This is a genomic window from Microcoleus sp. PH2017_09_SFU_O_A, assembly GCF_020738625.1.
In the GTDB taxonomy this organism is placed as follows: domain Bacteria; phylum Cyanobacteriota; class Cyanobacteriia; order Cyanobacteriales; family Microcoleaceae; genus Microcoleus.
Genome location: NZ_JAEQCF010000007.1, coordinates 1 through 14,716, shown reverse-complemented (window position 1 = coordinate 14,716; position 14,716 = coordinate 1). Strand labels below are relative to the sequence as shown.

The window sequence follows — 14,716 nt, the reverse complement described above, 5'->3', positions numbered from 1 at the left end:
GCTTTAGCCCTCTTAGGTACGTAGTTGGGCTTTAGCCCTCTTAGGTACGTAGTTGGGCTTTAGCCCTCTTAGGTACGTAGTTGGGCTTTAGCCCTCTTATAGTGATTATAAAGCAAGCGAAGTCGCATCAAAAACTCCATTTACAAGTCATACCTCATCTTTCTGAGAAATGCTATAGTCTCGCAGGCAGAAACCAGTTTTTTTACAAAAACACTGGTTTATCGCCTTTAACAAGGGTAAAAAACCCGGTTTCTTTAGTCGGATTACATAATCCCTCTCCCCCTCTCCCCCTCTCCTCTGACTTCTAATCACCACCGATCGAACTCAAATTATTTCGCAAAGTTTGTTCCTGCCGCTTAACCGCCGCCAACAATTCTGCATTTTGCAAAATCACCCCCACTTGATTGTTAAAAATTTTCATATAGTTTTGATCGCTTTGGTCGAAACTTGCCCGAAAACGCTCCGGCACATTTTCCTTAGATAATTCAATCGATTTATCCTCGCCATCCGATTTAATTTTATTAATTAACTGCGTCACAGCAATCAACTCCCCGTCTGGATTCCAAACAGGCATACAAAGCAAACTGCAAGTCCGATATCCGGTTTTTTCGTCCGTCTTTTTAGAAGTTTCAGAACCCGGATAATCATAAAGATCGAACGGTATATTTAGAGGAACCCCCATCTGGGCCACTTGTCCCACATAACCTTGCCCGATCGCCACACGCAACTCCAATAAATTACCATCTGGCAAAATAATTTTTGTCCACAATTGATTAGCATCTCTATCAATTACCCAAAAACTGCTCCGATCGGCATTCATCAACTCTTTAGCAGATTCCATCACACGTTGCAGAATCGAATCAATTTCTAAGCTGCTTTGACTCACAGAACGAGTAGCCGCCATCAACGCAGCCGCAACTCTTTGTCCTCGGGCTGTTTTGTGAAAGGTACGGAAACTTTCTAAAATCATTTGAATCAAATTCGCATCTTCGGCAAACCGCTCTTCATCCAGTTTTGTAAACCCTTCCAAATCAATTTTTTCTGACAAAGACAAGCTGGAGCGATCGATTTTTTTGATTTTATTAATTAGCTGAATTACAGCTACTAAATTACCCTCGTCATTTAACAAAGGAAGTGTTAACATAGTATAAGTTCGATAGCCATTTTTGATATCTAATGCTTTTGCCGTTTCCGAACGCGGATCGTCGTAAAAATCAAACGGAATATTAATACTTTGTTTCGTAGACGCCACATGACCGACAATTCCTTTATCTGCCGGAACGCGAATTTCTAGCGATCGATCGCCCTCAGCATCGGCTTCAGCAATAATCGACCAAAACTCATTTTTTTCTTCGTCTAACAGAAAAATGCTAGTGCGATCGGCATTCAAAGACTTACCCATTTTCAAAGTAATCGATCGCAAAGTAGCATCAAGAATATCATCAAAACCCTGACCGTCCATCACCTGATTTAGCATTGCCAGAGTTTGGCTGACCACATTTTGCGGGTGGTCTTCCGCCTGCTGTTTCATCGCCGCAAATTGTCTCGCATTGTGCAATGCCACCCCGACTTGAGTGTTAAAAATTTGCATATATTTTTGACTGTTAGCATCGAAGCTGTCTTGAAAGCATTCCGGTGCTTCCGGCCAAGTTTCCGGGTCATATTCTGGGAAATCTCCCGGTCTTCTTTTGTTAATTAATTGAGTGACAGCCACTAATTCACCGTCAGGACTGCAAACAGGCATACACAGCAAACTGCAAGTACGATATTTTGTTTTTTGGTCAGTTTGTTTCGCGGTTATTGATTCGGGATGTTCGTACAAATCGAAGGGAATATTTACAGGTTTGCCGCTGTCAGCAACTTGACCCGCAAAACCTTGTCCGACTTCGATCCGGAGTTCGCGAACCGAGCCATCTTCAAAGCGGATTTTTGTCCACAGTTGCCCTGTTTCGCGTTCTAACAGCCAAAGAGTGCTGCGATCGGCATTCATCAATCTTTTAGCAGCTTCCATCACTTTAGTGATAATTTCTTCCGAATCCAAGCTGCTTTGAGAAACCGATCGCGTTGCTTCCGTCAAAGCTTCCGAAGCTTGCAATCTTTGAGTTAACTTATAACAAGATTGACACCTTTCCAACAACCGCTGAATAGCTGGAACATACTCTCCAATCAAAGTGCGATCGACTTCTGTAAACCCTTCTATATCGACTTTATCAGAAAAAGTTCCTGCCGGATCGTGCTGTTGTTTTAACTTGTTGACCAACTGCACAAAAGCAAATATATCTCCCTTTTCATTTAACATAGGTGAGGTTAAATTGCTGTAAAGTCTGTAACCAGTCTTTTTATCTTGCTCTTCCACGACATCGGAATACCAATTTTCCGATAAATCGCTGGGAATGCTGACAGCTTTTTTATAAATAGTCACTCTGCCTGCTGTTGGATTGTTTGCCATAATTTGAATCTTTGTCGAACTGCTGTTTGTAGTTCTGGCAATAATCGACCAAAGTTCATTTTTATCTTTATCTATAAAAAATATGGTAATGCGATCGACACTCATCAATTCCCCTAGTTTAATAGTAATCGAACCCAAAATTTCATAGAGTACATCCTCAAAATCTCTGCCTTCCATACTGTTGAGCATAGATAGGACTTTGTGTTCTTGATGGGCAACTAATTGTTTAAAGTTTGGTTGGAGAGCAGCCAAAGCTTTTTTCGTCCAATTTCGATTAAATACAGAGGCATAAATTTTATTATAAATGCTTAAAATCCCCCCTCTTTTCACAACCAAACCAGACAATCGCAGTTCCATTTGTTCGAGGCTTTCATCAGCCGGAATTTTGGCTTCGCTACACGAATCAGAAGCAATTAAAATTTGCTGGTAAATTTTAAGCAAAGTCTCAGTACGCTGTCCGCTTCTGAGAATGCGATCGCGAATTGTTTTCAAATGTGGCGGTTCGTCTTGAACTTCCCAATTATCAATAATTTGCGTCTGGACTAAATTCTCCACCCAATCTGCGATTAAAGATTTATCCTGAGGAATTTTTGCCGGAAAATTTTCGGCTTGTTGCCAAATATAGTTGCAAATCTTTTGAGTTAAAAACGGCTGTCCTTCCGTCCAAATCAGCACATTTTCTACAACAGACTCAGGATAGCTAACTTTCCCTGCTAAACCTTGTACCAAAGGTTGAGCTTCGTGCAGTTTAAAGCCATACAATTCGACAGCGCGACCGAGATTAAAAGGCGTACAGTATTTATCTTGAATCAAGTCCGAAGGAGTCGCAACCCCCAGCAAAGCAAAAGTCAGGCGATCGAATTCATGGCAAGCACGAATGAAGGCAAAAAAGTCATCTGCCCGAAAATTTAAACTCAAAATACTGTCTATTTCATCAACAAAAATTACAATCTTACCCTGAATATTTTCCAGTAAAACTTGTTCAATAAACTCGCTCAAGCGCTGTACAGGTGGCAAAAATTCTCGCTCCCGCACCCACGATCTCAAATTCAAATCCAGCTTAAAACTGGTAACTAAACGTCTAATAACCCCCGCATACCACTGATCGGGATTGATATCTTGAGAACCGATTTTAGTTAGATCGATCGCCGCACAAGCAATACCTTCTGCTTGCAATTTGTGCATAGTTCGCACGCGCAAGCTAGTTTTACCCATCTGGCGAGAATTCAGCACATAACAAAACTCGCCATTTGTTAAGCCTTGATAAAGTTCAGAATCCGCTTGTCGCACTACATAAGTGGAAACATCTAGAGGCAAATGTCCACCAACTTTATAAGTATAGGCTGAGCTTTTTTCTTGATACATAACCTGTTTTCAATGAGTAGAATACACAGCCGATCGCCATTTGAGAGCCTAATTACCCTTCAATTTGTCCAGATTGACTTAAAAGACGCTGCAATGCTTCAAAAGCACGGCGCGCCAAATTGAGTTCAACAGTAACTTTTTCTCGCTGAAAAATCACGCGATCGCGAATTTCCAGCGCCGCCACCAAAACTTCATAATCCTCCCCATTCATCAAACCGTGAGCGAGGAATGTTTGAGCCAAAATAGGCGGTTCTTGAATTTCAAAATTAATCGAGTGGTGTTCAGCTACCATCCGCATCACTGATTCAGTAATAGATCCGATCGAACAGGTAGCGAGTTCAAAATTACCTTTTTCGATCATTTCTGATGCTCTTACCATGTAAACCTGAATATCGTATAGATCGTGCTGGCGATAGTCATAGGAAGGTTGCATCATCTCTTCTTCGGAAGTCTTTTGACTTTTTGACTCAGGAGGACGCGGTTTTAATGCTGCAAGGACAGATTCTTGAGCCGTACAAATAATCAAGTCTATTTCTGGATTTTGAATAAATTTTTGCCAGTCATAATCCCTCGACTTTACTAACACTTGATAACCTTGCTGGCGATATTTATCGGCAATATCTGCAATTTCTGTTGCTTCTAATTTTTCTATGGCTGCTATCATTGATTTAGCTCCATCGGCTCGGTTGGTAGGTCAATTTTAACATAGATAAATTCTTGGGCCGCAGTCAAAGCTTCAGCTATCAAAGGAGATATTGCAGTGAAATCTTCTAATTCCGTAAGTTTGCGCCGTTTTACTGTGAGGTCGGTAACTTGTCTGTCATCAACGTAAACTAAAATCTTCATCGCATCTACAATCGGCTTGATAATGTTATCTAAATCAGATATTTGAGTAATGCAATAGTGAGTGATGATGACTTGAACTGGTTCGCTAGTTGCTGGGATGCCTATTGGCATAGCTTCGGCGGCTATTTGACCGACTTTGGCTTTCCACTCTTGAAGTTTTGCTCGGTTATTTGTTTGTAGAGAAACTGGCGAACCAGTGACGATAAATTCAAAGGGAATCAAGATTTTTCACTCCTCTTGGTGATAATATTTTAATCGATCGCCCGAAAGAACTCCCCGTTCACCGCAATCCCCTTTCCTGCAAAAGCGCCTGTGCCCAACCAACATCATCGTCCTTCAGTCGCGGCACAGGCTGCTGAGCATAGTCGATCGACAAATCAAATCCCGCTCTGTCATACACACCGCTGAACAAAGCTTGCAAATCCACCTGAAATTCTGTATCTCCCGGCTGCAATGGCAAGAAAAATGGTGGAATTTCTTCTCGTACCGTAAAAGCATACAATTGAGCTTTTGGACGGCGATTTGCCCTGCTAATTAAAATGCGATAATCCGTGTTAGTCCCGCCAGTTACAGGCATTTGTCTCCCGGCCCTGAGCAAGTCAATTTCTACTAAATGAGAGGCACTTCTTAACACTTCTTGTCGCTTGTTTTCATAGGCCTCTCGACCTTTCCCAGTGCGTTTGTTTTTCGGCGAAAGAATTTCTATGACTGTGATTACCCGATTTGTACCTACCTCTCGGAGTTCTAAATAGCCTTCCCTAGCTTCTTCCAATATTGGTACCGTAACTGTCATCGGTTCAGAATGGGGCAGCGTTGCAGTCATAACAGATGGGCTGGCGGTGGACGGGCGATCGAATACTGTCACGTCAGGAATTGCCAACAAATCGCTATCTTCGGCCTCGCTCAAATAAATCCGCTTTTCAATTGCCGCCCGGTATTTCGGGCGCAGCGCAGGCCCGATCGCATCGGCGATCGCCGTAATTAAGCGGTGATGAACTTCCGGCCAAAATTCAGGATTTTCTAAGTAAGGGTCTACCCCTGGAAATGGAGACGGCATTTTATTACCTCCCGCAAGAGTTTTGTAAGTTAGATGAATCTTAAATACATTTTAGTCGATCGCCAAAATACTGACGGTACAACTCAAAGCGCACAGTTACCTCATTTCCCCGCAACTGCACCAGCCCCAAACTGTGCAACTTAAACGCCAGCACAGATTCTAACTCTACAGGTTCATTAGCTGCTACTACCCTACTAAAAGCCACTGCTAACTCCTGATGTTCTTGCAAATTCCACAAATGACGGCGCAAATGATCGCCGTAAATTCCTGCTTCAGTAGGAGCAAGTTCTAAAAGTTCATCTAAACTTTCCTCTAAATCTTTTTGTTCTTTGGCAGAACCTGAAAATCGGCGATTGAAAAGAGCAAATTCTTGAGCAATGTGATATAAAGCTACCCGCACCAAATACGGATGACCGCCCACAATATTCATCAATTTTTCCACCATATTTATTTGCCAATTCAGCCCGTGCCTTCTCGCTAAATCAGCCACTTGTTCGGCGCTAAACTCGGACAATTCTATTGGCAAACCCACATTAAAAGGCGATTGATTCACGTTCAGCGGAATGTAAACTTCTGTTGAATGCACCACTACCAAACGCAGTTTTGCCCACAGTTCGCTGTCGCTGTCGCCATATCCGGCTTCTTCATACCAGGCCCTTAGCAGCCCAAAAAAATCATCGGCAATTGTAGGATACTGAAAAACGCGATCGACCTCATCCAATCCCAACACCAGCGGTGCATTGTTTCCCGACAACAAACAATCTTCAAAATAAGCCGTACAATTATCTTTACTGCCGTAAGTATCAGTCCAATAATCGTCAATCTGGTGAGGCAACCGCAGCTTGCGCGTAATTTTGTTGCAGAACCACCTCAGCAGTGAATTGAGATTGGCAAATGACGCAGCATCTGCGTGTTGAAAACTCAGAGGAACAGTGCGATAGCCTTGTTCTTTTGCCTGATAAAGAATCCTCGCCATTAACGAAGTTTTGCCCATTTGTCTCGGTGCTTTTATCCTAATTAAAGTTCCCGGCTGCAAAAGTTCCTTGTAACACTGAGCTTCCCAGGGAACGCGATCGACATAAAAAGCCGAATCCAGCCTGACTTGTCCTTGGGGAATCTGCGGCTCTGCGGCGGGTGATGGAGGATTTGAAAGCGGCAGAGTCCGAGAAATGGTTACAGTCTGAGTCGCAGTTTTAAGGAAAGAATGCTCTGGCGCCAGCAGGTTTAAATTAACTATAAATCCTGCGGATATGTCATCTTCTGTATCTGTTTGCGATGTACCTGCTGGCTGTACTGTGCTTTCCCCAGCGACTGTTTCTAAAAGCATTTGGTTGATTTCTTGTAGCAGTAGTACCGTGTCAGCCGGCGATGTCCACTCGCGCTGCTGAGTATCGTTGATGTAGTTCCGCAAGTCATGGTTTAGCCGTATGCTGGGAGGATAATTGACTCGAATTGGCAACACGGCAGGCGCCGGATTTTGCCGTCTGTAGCGCAATTCTTTGATTTTCCGCAATTCTTCCATAACTATTTCACTAACTGCTGTTTCCCCGGACAGCAGCAATAAAAAATAGTCACACTGTTCTAATTGAAAGTCAATTTGAGAAAGCCAGTTTTTTGCTGATTCGCGATCGGGATAAACCGCCCCAATATTGGCAGCGAATACTTGGTGTCCCGTTGCATTTATGCCTTCGGCAAGCTCCAGTGCCAAACTCAGATCGGGTTCTTGGTTGCAATAGCTAATAAAAACTCGTTTTCCGTGATTTGTCCCATTTCTCGGTTCAGTCTGGGAAGGCTGTTTTAGATGTTCTGCCGATCGCATTTCCTGCCGCGCGATCGAGCGAGCTATGGCTCCTCGCACGTTCTTTTTTGTAACTTTCTCTCCCAAGATACTTGACAGCTTCTGCCACAGCTTGTATCCTACATCTTTTTCGACATATTCCGGGTTTAATGGGTAAATCTGTTCATAGGTTTGTCCTTGCCAAGTCCCGATAAAAACCTGCCTTTCCAAATCGTTGAGGTGTTTGCCAGTTTTGAGGTGAACTGAGTTTTCTATAAATTCTAAAGCTTCTTGAATATTCATTTTTCTACTAAGGTATTTCGATTGTAGATTGGAGATTTTAGATTTTAGATTTTAGATTTGGGAATCACTGATGGCGATCGGGGTTGGGAGCTTGCCTGCTGTAGGTTCGTTTTAGAAAAAAAGTCCCACACTTCCTTGATAGCAAGAATTTTTATAAATTGTATAGCCTCGCGGGTCAACATTCAAGCCAGCAGCCGAGCTGAGGGCTTGCACGGCAAATTCCGAGTCGAGTTAGCTGCTCCTTCGCTTTCCTGAGGTTTTATGAGTTTTTATGAGGTATTGCGGTAGCTCCCCAATCAGCGGGAAATTGCTGAGGCGCAAAAACTGTCAAACTTATGAGCTTTTCTGGTTGCGATCGCCAATTGCGATCGGTGACAATAAAAACCAACAGCCAGTCGATCGATTTTAGATTTTAGATTTTAGATTTTAGATTGACTGCACAAATGACTTCTTGGAAAAAAAAATACTCCTCTGACAGACTAATTGCAAATATGCAATAGTTCGCAATCACCCGCCATCAAGGTAACTACAAATGTTGAACCCCACCACAGTCATCATCAGTTCCTTAACTGAAAGCTTAAAAGCCGGATACCGAAACACTTACGGGAACATTAAATCTGACAGCGCCAGACTTATCGAACAGGTTGTCAGCCTAGCTTTAGAAAACATTGCCAGCAGCGACGCTCTTTATCACAACGTCGAACATACAGTTCTTGTCACCTTAGTAGGGCAAGAAATATTGCGCGGTAAATACCTGAGCGAAGGAAACATCTCCCCAGAAAATTGGCTGGAGGCGATCGTTTCTTGGCTGTGTCACGATATCGGTTACGTCAAAGGAATCTGCCCTCAAGATCAACAAAGCCAAAGATTGTATGCGACAGGCACTGACAACAATACAATTTATCTAGAATCGGGTACAACTGATGCTAGCTTAACTCCCTATCATATAGACAGGGGTAAAATGTTCGTACAAGAACATTTTTTCGGTCACGATTTGATTGATTCGGAGGCTATTATGCGTAATATTGAATTGACTCGCTTCCCCGTACCGAACGACGAAGAACACTCTTGTACTGGCAATTATCCCGGCTTAGTGCGGGCAGCAGATTTGCTCGGTCAACTCAGCGACCCCCGCTACTTACAAAAAATACCGGCGCTGTTTTATGAATTTGAAGAAATAGGTAGTAATAAAAATCTAGGCTACTGCCATCCGGCAGATTTGCGATCGGGCTATCCCAAGTTTTTTTGGAATGTTGTATATCCCTACATTCAAGAAGGATTGCAGCATTTGAAAATGACTGCTGGGGGTCAAGAAATAATTGCCAATCTTTACGGAAATGTGTTAACAGTAGAGAAAGAAATTGCCTCTTGTGCTGCAACTTCGGCGGTAAAATCTACGCCAAAGTTACTGGCTGATGTTCGCGGGTTTCAATTTCTGAATTTCCAGCGGTTTCGGGGATTGCCTGACAGTTTTAGTCAGAGGAATAAAAAAAACATGAAAAGTTTGTTTGTAATTGGCAATGGGTAATTGGGCATGGGGCATGGGGCATGGGGCATGGGGCATGGGGCATTGGCCTTCCCAGGGCATTGGGGATTGGGCATTGGGCATTGGCCTTCCCAGCGCATTGGGCATGTCAACTGCCAACTGCCAACTGTCAACTGTCAACTGTCAACTGTCAACTGTCAACTGTCAACTGTCAACTGTCAACTGTCAACTGTCAACTGTCAACTAACTTAAGGTTTTTCCGTCTGCTGCAAATGTCGCCAAATTGCTTGATAACATACGTGCCAAAAATACATAGCCAAATTCAGAAGAGCTAATAACTTAGTGCCATCTTCTAACATAGCGTGTGCTCCTAGACTACGAGTGTCTATAATATCCTCAAACCGCGAGATAGCAAATAAGAGGAATGCGGCGATTAAGGGCAGGTAAGGAGTGGTTTTGATGTATCGCCAAAATTTAATTCCGTAAAGGAAAACGCCACTACCATAACACAAATAAATTAATTTCTTAGATATTCCCAACTGAGAAAGAATCAAAGTCATCCGAAACCTGTCATCCAAGAAAAAGACTCCCAGCAGTAAAGCGCTAAAAAAGAAGAATATTGCCGATCGACTGCGGGGGTCTTTTTGGCGCAGGAGTCCGAATGTAAATGCACAAATTGCGACTGGGATGCACCAGAGGACTTCGGAAATTCCGGTGAAAAGGCCTTCGTAAGGGAACCAGAAATTAAAAGGATCGCTAAAGAGGCGTTCAACTCCGTCTCCCTGGTTGTTGAGTTTGGCGTATAGGCTCAGTCCGCCTAAAATTAGGAGAGCCAGAGTGTTGAAAATGACTAAAAATGGTACAGTAAAAAAGTGTTTTTTGAGAAGTTCTAAAAAAGTTGAAAAGTTGGGAATTTTATCGAATAAAGGCTGATGCTTCATAATTGTTTTCCCAGGAATAGAGTTTGTTAGACTATTTTATATTTTAAATTTTAGATTGGCAATGACTGATGAAGAGCATTCTTGGGAACATGGGTTTACAGTTGCATTCTTGTTTGAAGCGAGTGTTAAGTAAATCCACCCGATCAAACGTAAAATACGGTTCGCGGTTAAGCTTACTGTGTATCTCTTCTTCCTTCTTCCTTCTTCCTTCTTCCTTCTTCCTTCTTCCGAACCGGCAGCCAAACGACGAATGTAGTGCCGCTATCGGTTGGATATAAATGAGCTGCACTAGATGGCAGCCATTCCGGATTTACTGGGGAAAATACTTGGATTTCTCCTTGCATTTGGCGGACTAAATCGCGGGCGATCGCCAAACCCAATCCTGTGCCGGGAATTTCTGTCTGGGCTTTTTCTCCCCGGTAGTGTCGCTCAAATAAATGCTCTAAATCCTGGGGGGGAATGCCGGAACCTGTGTCGCTGACTGCAACTGCTATGGCAGGTAAGGGGCGGTGGTTCGCTTCGTAGCTTACTTTAATATAAATTTGGCGGCCGGCGGGGGTATATTTCAAAGCATTGTCAATTAGGTTGCTCAAAACTTCGCGCAAAGCTCGATCGCTCGCCGAGACTGGTGGTAAATCCGCCGGAATGTCGGCTAACAATGACAGATGCCTTTCCGATGCGATCGCCTCGGCGGAAATTAACAGCGGTTTTAAGACTTCTGTCACTACACAGGATTCGTCCAAATTGGCCACTGGTAACAGCGACAGAGGAGAATGCTGGATTAATTCGATATTAGAAGTTGCTGTTTCTGAAGTGCCTGATGGGAGTCTGAGATTTGCTTCGCCGGTATCTACTGTGCGATCGAACTGGCCGAGCAATTCAGAGAGCCGATCGCTCTCTCGGACAATACTATAAGCCACATTGCGATTTTTGTCTTCTGGTACCAGCCTGCGCGCTAACAGTTTGCCAAAAGTTCGCAACGCTGTCAGCGGACTCTTGAACTGGTGCAGCAAGTTGTGCATCGTGTCATAAACCTGAGCCTGGATTTGCCGAGAAGATCCCAATTCCTGATGCATCCACTGCGATCGCTGGTCTAAAATGCAGGCTAGGGCCAAGGTGCGAGCAATTTGTTGGATCTGAGCCTCCTCTCGATCGTTCCAAGCCCTGTCTTCCCTACCGCTGACCAGGAGTCCCAGGACAGCGTCCTCGTGTATCAGAGGCGTCACTATTTGCCTCCGTTGCTGCCACACATTCCCCGGGCCTTGGCACTGATTGGAACTGTTTTCAAAACCCGGCAGTGGCTCGGGTGCGATCGCACCCACGGTTGATGCTTCCACAGCCAAAGCCGGCGCAGCCAGCCGCCGTGGCATTGGTTTCACTGTCGAGCTTGAAGCCGGTTCGAGCCTCAACTCCTGATTTTCTGGTTCGACTGAGGTTTCTGGGTAAACTGCGATCGGCACTAACTTTGCCTCGCTGCCTTCTACCAGCTCTTGTGTCAGGTATACTGCGCTGAATGTCGCACCCAAACTGACTGCGATCGCCACCTGCGATCGACAAAGCTTGACAAATTCTGAACTGGCTGGCATTAACATGAGTGCCACATTAAGATATTTTACGGAATTTTAACTAAATTACAACTGCTCAGCCCCCGATTACAGATTGGAGACTCCTAAATTTCTAGTATGTGGGCTTTGATGGCAGGCTGCTCGGTTCCCAGGATTCAGCTTTCACAAACACAATTGCTTTAAAGCCCCGCCTGCATAGCTTCCCCAGAGTCCCAAGCTTGGCTGCTGCCGGAAGTTGCGGCCCACCTTACCACAACCGCTGCACTTTTGTCGATCGGCACGAATGTTAAGATTATGTCGATATATTAAAAACAGTTGAAGTTTAGAGCTAGAACAGATATACTGGCCTCGGATTTGGTAGCTATCATTACCTAAAAATTGGATAAAAAGCCACGCCCGATCGGGACAGCTTTGATGATTGAATCATGTATTGTTGATTCGCCAGATGTAAAAATCCGGTCTCAACTCTATAATCCAAAAAATCTGAGATAGGTTGGGGCATCAACCTAGGATGCTCGGCAATATCAGACAAACTGTGCTTGAGAAAAGCTGTTTGAATCCAGAATCCCCATGTCTTTATGGCTGGGGAGTATGTCAAAACCTGTCTGCTCATACTGTCTGCTCACACTGTCTGCTCACAGAGGAGGTAAAGAAATTGGCCAGGAGACGCAAGCGCAAAAGTCGCCGCCGACAAGAAGGACGCAGAATTTTAGAGTGTGTGCCTCAATATAGCATCGAGAGCGGCGAAGATAAACCCGTAACAGCGGCTCGCAAGTTCATCCATGCCGAAGGCATTGCTCCCCCAGCTTTACTGTTGGTCAAGCGTAACGAGCATACCACCGACAGATACTTTTGGGCTGAAAAAGGTTTGTTCGGAGCCCAATACGTAGAAGAGAACCATTTCTTGTTTCCCAGCTTAAAGGTGATGCTGGAAGCAACCGCAGAAAAAATTCCTGCGGTGTCCGCCAGTCGCGCATAGATCGAAATGTTTAGATCAAAACATTGACACCAATGTTTTTCTAGCTCTTTTAACAAAAGCGCGAGAGTTCTCATTGTCTGGAGAGTGCCAACTGAAATTTACGCGAAAAATCCTTGGGAAGTTAAGGTAGAAGGAGCCATCGCAACAGTATAGATCGTCAAGAAAGGGCGATCGGCACAATTGGCACTCTCAGGATAATGGTTTTTTTTGACTCTGCCCAAAAACGAATACAAGATCGGAATCGAGTCGCGAACCACTCCAAATTTTAGACGAAAATTAAAGCTCCCAGATTCATCTGTAGAATAAATCTCAAATCTAAAATCTCACAATCTAAAATCGTTTGACCGTGCCAGATACATTTAACCCAGCAAATCCAAGACTAAGCCCGAATTAGCTGTGTATGGCAAGACGCGTGAAAGCTGCAAGCTCTCCCGTCAAGGAGGTATCTCTCAAAGCTTTCAACAAGATATTGAAAGCGCCATTTAAATCTCTGTTCACACTTTGAACAGGTTTGTGATGTGTATTATTCGGTTATGTCTACTACAAAACTGCCATATTTAACAGCTTGATGCTTCAACATTTGCTGAAAACGATAATGACTCAAAGTGACCATCGCCCTAGCTGTTTTAATCGCTAGAGCGTTTTTTATTCCCGCCCTACACTACCAGCTTTTACCCAATTATTCAATAAGTTTCTAGAAAATCATTTACTTTGCATCAACAGTCGATCGAACTTTCGGGCCAACTAGAGAACTGCCAGCAGCAATCCTTTTGTCGGCTCGAAGTCGAAGCACGGCATCTAGCATATCAAAAAAACGTTCCGCGCCAAACTTTTAATCTTCCAGGGGTTTCAAATTTAAAGCTTTTTGCATAGTTGCTAGTTCGTCGCGGTGAGCTCTGACAGTAACAAAGCTTTTAGTTGGGCTTTCCGAGTCAGCAACTGATTCGAGTTTGAGAATGACTTGCTCGGAGCGTCCGGCTTTTTTCCAGTAAAATACTCCCGTCAACGGCGACAGCAGTACCAAACCTAGGAAAATTTGACCTTGCTGTGGTACTAGCATTCCCAAAACCAGTCCCAAGCAGAGAGCGCCGCCTGCACTCAACAGGGTTAAAAAGATAGCTAGAAACCAACTCGGCCGCACAAAACCCTCAAAGGTGACTTTATAGTTGGGGGCATCAACGGCTGCAACTCGGTAAGCCCTAGAAGCAAAATACTCTTGTAGCTGGGTTAACAGTAACTCTTGGGCGCTCTCGGAAGCAAGCTTGACTTGTTCGATGCGATCTTTGACTGAGGCCTTGATGAAGAAAAACAAGCCAACAGCCAACAGCAGCGTCATCACAAAGGTTGAAGAAAGAACAGTAGTATCCATCGGTAGAAGTTTGTGTAAGTGAAATTATCTACTATGACTTTACATAAGTTTACAGAAGAAAGCGATCGAGGACTTACGCAGACACTTTTTAACCCAAATTCTCGGCAAGCTTTCTAGCAATGCGTTTTTCTGCTATACAAATCCTAGACAAGTCTAGACATTTGCTTCTTACTTCATCGGGAGCATGGGAGCGGCTATCCCTCGGTAAGCTTTCACGTTTTAGCCAAGCGCGATAAATTAATTGCTGCGTTCAAATCCCTGTCCATCGAATGACCACAACTTCCGCAGTTGTAAGTTCTTTCTTTTAGGGGCATATCTTGAATATGTCCACAGTTTGAACAGGTCTTGCTCGAAGGAAACCAGCGGTCAGCAATGATTATTTCACAGCCAAACTTTTTAGCTTTATATTCCAGTTGATGCTTGAATTCATAGAATCCACAGTCAGCGATAACTTGAGCTAGTTTGTGATTGGCTAGCAGCCCCGAAACATTCAAATTTTCTACTACTATCGTTGCGTGGTTTTTGCCTAAGTAAGTAGTAATTTGATGGAGAGTATTTTTTCTGAGATTCGCTACCGCT

The 14,716-nt window shown here is 43.9% G+C and carries 13 protein-coding genes; 4 read left to right on the top strand and 9 right to left on the bottom strand.

Going from position 1 to position 14,716, the window contains the following annotated elements; translation table 11 throughout:
* Positions 1 to 304: 304 nt before the first annotated feature.
* From JGK16_RS04480 to JGK16_RS04460, 5 genes are read right to left on the bottom strand one after another with little or no spacing between them, the layout of a single operon-like run.
* Positions 305 to 3,814 carry a GAF domain-containing protein gene (locus tag JGK16_RS04480; RefSeq protein WP_293193742.1) on the bottom strand — a complete coding sequence of 1,170 codons (3,510 nt, stop codon included), beginning with the start codon at positions 3,812 to 3,814 and terminating at the stop codon, positions 305 to 307.
* 52 nt (positions 3,815 to 3,866) lie between these two features.
* Positions 3,867 to 4,478, bottom strand: a complete 612-nt coding sequence (locus tag JGK16_RS04475) for a hypothetical protein (RefSeq protein ID WP_293175822.1) — start codon at positions 4,476 to 4,478, stop codon at positions 3,867 to 3,869.
* Positions 4,475 to 4,882 carry a RusA family crossover junction endodeoxyribonuclease gene (locus JGK16_RS04470; RefSeq protein ID WP_293193744.1) on the bottom strand — a complete coding sequence of 136 codons (408 nt, stop codon included), beginning with the start codon at positions 4,880 to 4,882 and terminating at the stop codon, positions 4,475 to 4,477. The genes JGK16_RS04475 and JGK16_RS04470 overlap by 4 nt, the downstream gene beginning before the upstream one ends.
* Before the next feature lie 58 nt (positions 4,883 to 4,940).
* Positions 4,941 to 5,717 carry a DUF4058 family protein gene (locus JGK16_RS04465; protein WP_293175826.1) on the bottom strand — a complete coding sequence of 259 codons (777 nt, stop codon included), beginning with the start codon at positions 5,715 to 5,717 and terminating at the stop codon, positions 4,941 to 4,943.
* A gap of 40 nt (positions 5,718 to 5,757) precedes the next feature.
* Positions 5,758 to 7,797: an AAA-like domain-containing protein gene (locus JGK16_RS04460; protein WP_293175828.1), complete on the bottom strand. Its 2,040-nt coding sequence runs from the start codon at positions 7,795 to 7,797 to the stop codon at positions 5,758 to 5,760.
* Positions 7,798 to 8,068: 271 nt separating this feature from the next.
* Between JGK16_RS04460 and JGK16_RS04455 the strand changes: the two genes are divergently transcribed.
* The 3 genes from JGK16_RS04455 (at position 8,069) to JGK16_RS04445 (ending at position 9,530) form a co-directional block, all read left to right on the top strand.
* The gene (locus JGK16_RS04455; RefSeq protein WP_293193746.1) at positions 8,069 to 8,206 is read left to right on the top strand and encodes a hypothetical protein; all 138 of its coding nucleotides are present in this window, start codon (positions 8,069 to 8,071) and stop codon (positions 8,204 to 8,206) included.
* Positions 8,207 to 8,329: 123 nt separating this feature from the next.
* Positions 8,330 to 9,325, top strand: a complete 996-nt coding sequence (locus tag JGK16_RS04450) for an Npun_R2479 family HD domain-containing metalloprotein (protein WP_293175830.1) — start codon at positions 8,330 to 8,332, stop codon at positions 9,323 to 9,325.
* On the top strand, positions 9,318 to 9,530 hold the full coding sequence (locus JGK16_RS04445) for a hypothetical protein (protein WP_293202823.1): 213 nt from the start codon (positions 9,318 to 9,320) through the stop codon (positions 9,528 to 9,530). Before JGK16_RS04450 ends, JGK16_RS04445 begins: the two co-directional genes overlap by 8 nt.
* Position 9,531: 1 nt before the next feature.
* Here the strand turns inward: JGK16_RS04445 and JGK16_RS04440 are convergent, their stop codons facing one another.
* Both JGK16_RS04440 and JGK16_RS04435 read right to left on the bottom strand, forming a co-directional pair.
* The gene (locus JGK16_RS04440) at positions 9,532 to 10,224 is read right to left on the bottom strand and encodes a hypothetical protein (protein WP_293175834.1); all 693 of its coding nucleotides are present in this window, start codon (positions 10,222 to 10,224) and stop codon (positions 9,532 to 9,534) included.
* Between the two features lie 173 nt (positions 10,225 to 10,397).
* Complete coding sequence (locus JGK16_RS04435) at positions 10,398 to 11,810, bottom strand: ATP-binding protein (RefSeq protein ID WP_293175836.1); 1,413 nt, start codon at positions 11,808 to 11,810, stop codon at positions 10,398 to 10,400.
* A 634-nt stretch (positions 11,811 to 12,444) separates the two neighbouring features.
* Here JGK16_RS04435 and JGK16_RS04430 point away from each other — a divergent pair.
* Positions 12,445 to 12,768, top strand: coding sequence for a DUF3155 domain-containing protein (locus tag JGK16_RS04430; RefSeq protein WP_293144355.1), 324 nt, complete (start codon positions 12,445 to 12,447; stop codon positions 12,766 to 12,768).
* 832 nt (positions 12,769 to 13,600) lie between these two features.
* Here the strand turns inward: JGK16_RS04430 and JGK16_RS04425 are convergent.
* A complete protein-coding gene (locus JGK16_RS04425) occupies positions 13,601 to 14,137 on the bottom strand; it encodes a cofactor assembly of complex C subunit B (RefSeq protein WP_293175838.1) in 537 nt (178 codons plus the stop codon).
* 212 nt (positions 14,138 to 14,349) lie between these two features.
* Positions 14,350 to 14,716: RNA-guided endonuclease TnpB family protein (locus JGK16_RS04420; protein WP_293175840.1), on the bottom strand; the 367-nt coding region annotated here is incomplete at its 5' end.

Excerpts from the sequence above, each read along its gene's own strand:
- JGK16_RS04440 (WP_293175834.1), bottom strand. The coding sequence starts at position 10,224 with ATGAAGCATCAGCCTTTATTCGATAAAATTCCCAACTTTTCAACTTTT.
- JGK16_RS04455 (WP_293193746.1), top strand. The coding sequence starts at position 8,069 with ATGAGGTATTGCGGTAGCTCCCCAATCAGCGGGAAATTGCTGAGGCGC.
- JGK16_RS04465 (WP_293175826.1), bottom strand. The coding sequence starts at position 5,717 with ATGCCGTCTCCATTTCCAGGGGTAGACCCTTACTTAGAAAATCCTGAA.
- JGK16_RS04480 (WP_293193742.1), bottom strand. The coding sequence starts at position 3,814 with ATGTATCAAGAAAAAAGCTCAGCCTATACTTATAAAGTTGGTGGACAT.
- JGK16_RS04445 (WP_293202823.1), top strand. The coding sequence starts at position 9,318 with ATGGGTAATTGGGCATGGGGCATGGGGCATGGGGCATGGGGCATGGGG.
- JGK16_RS04475 (WP_293175822.1), bottom strand. The coding sequence starts at position 4,478 with ATGATAGCAGCCATAGAAAAATTAGAAGCAACAGAAATTGCAGATATT.
- JGK16_RS04450 (WP_293175830.1), top strand. The coding sequence starts at position 8,330 with ATGTTGAACCCCACCACAGTCATCATCAGTTCCTTAACTGAAAGCTTA.
- JGK16_RS04435 (WP_293175836.1), bottom strand. The coding sequence starts at position 11,810 with ATGCCAGCCAGTTCAGAATTTGTCAAGCTTTGTCGATCGCAGGTGGCG.
- JGK16_RS04425 (WP_293175838.1), bottom strand. The coding sequence starts at position 14,137 with ATGGATACTACTGTTCTTTCTTCAACCTTTGTGATGACGCTGCTGTTG.
- JGK16_RS04460 (WP_293175828.1), bottom strand. The coding sequence starts at position 7,797 with ATGAATATTCAAGAAGCTTTAGAATTTATAGAAAACTCAGTTCACCTC.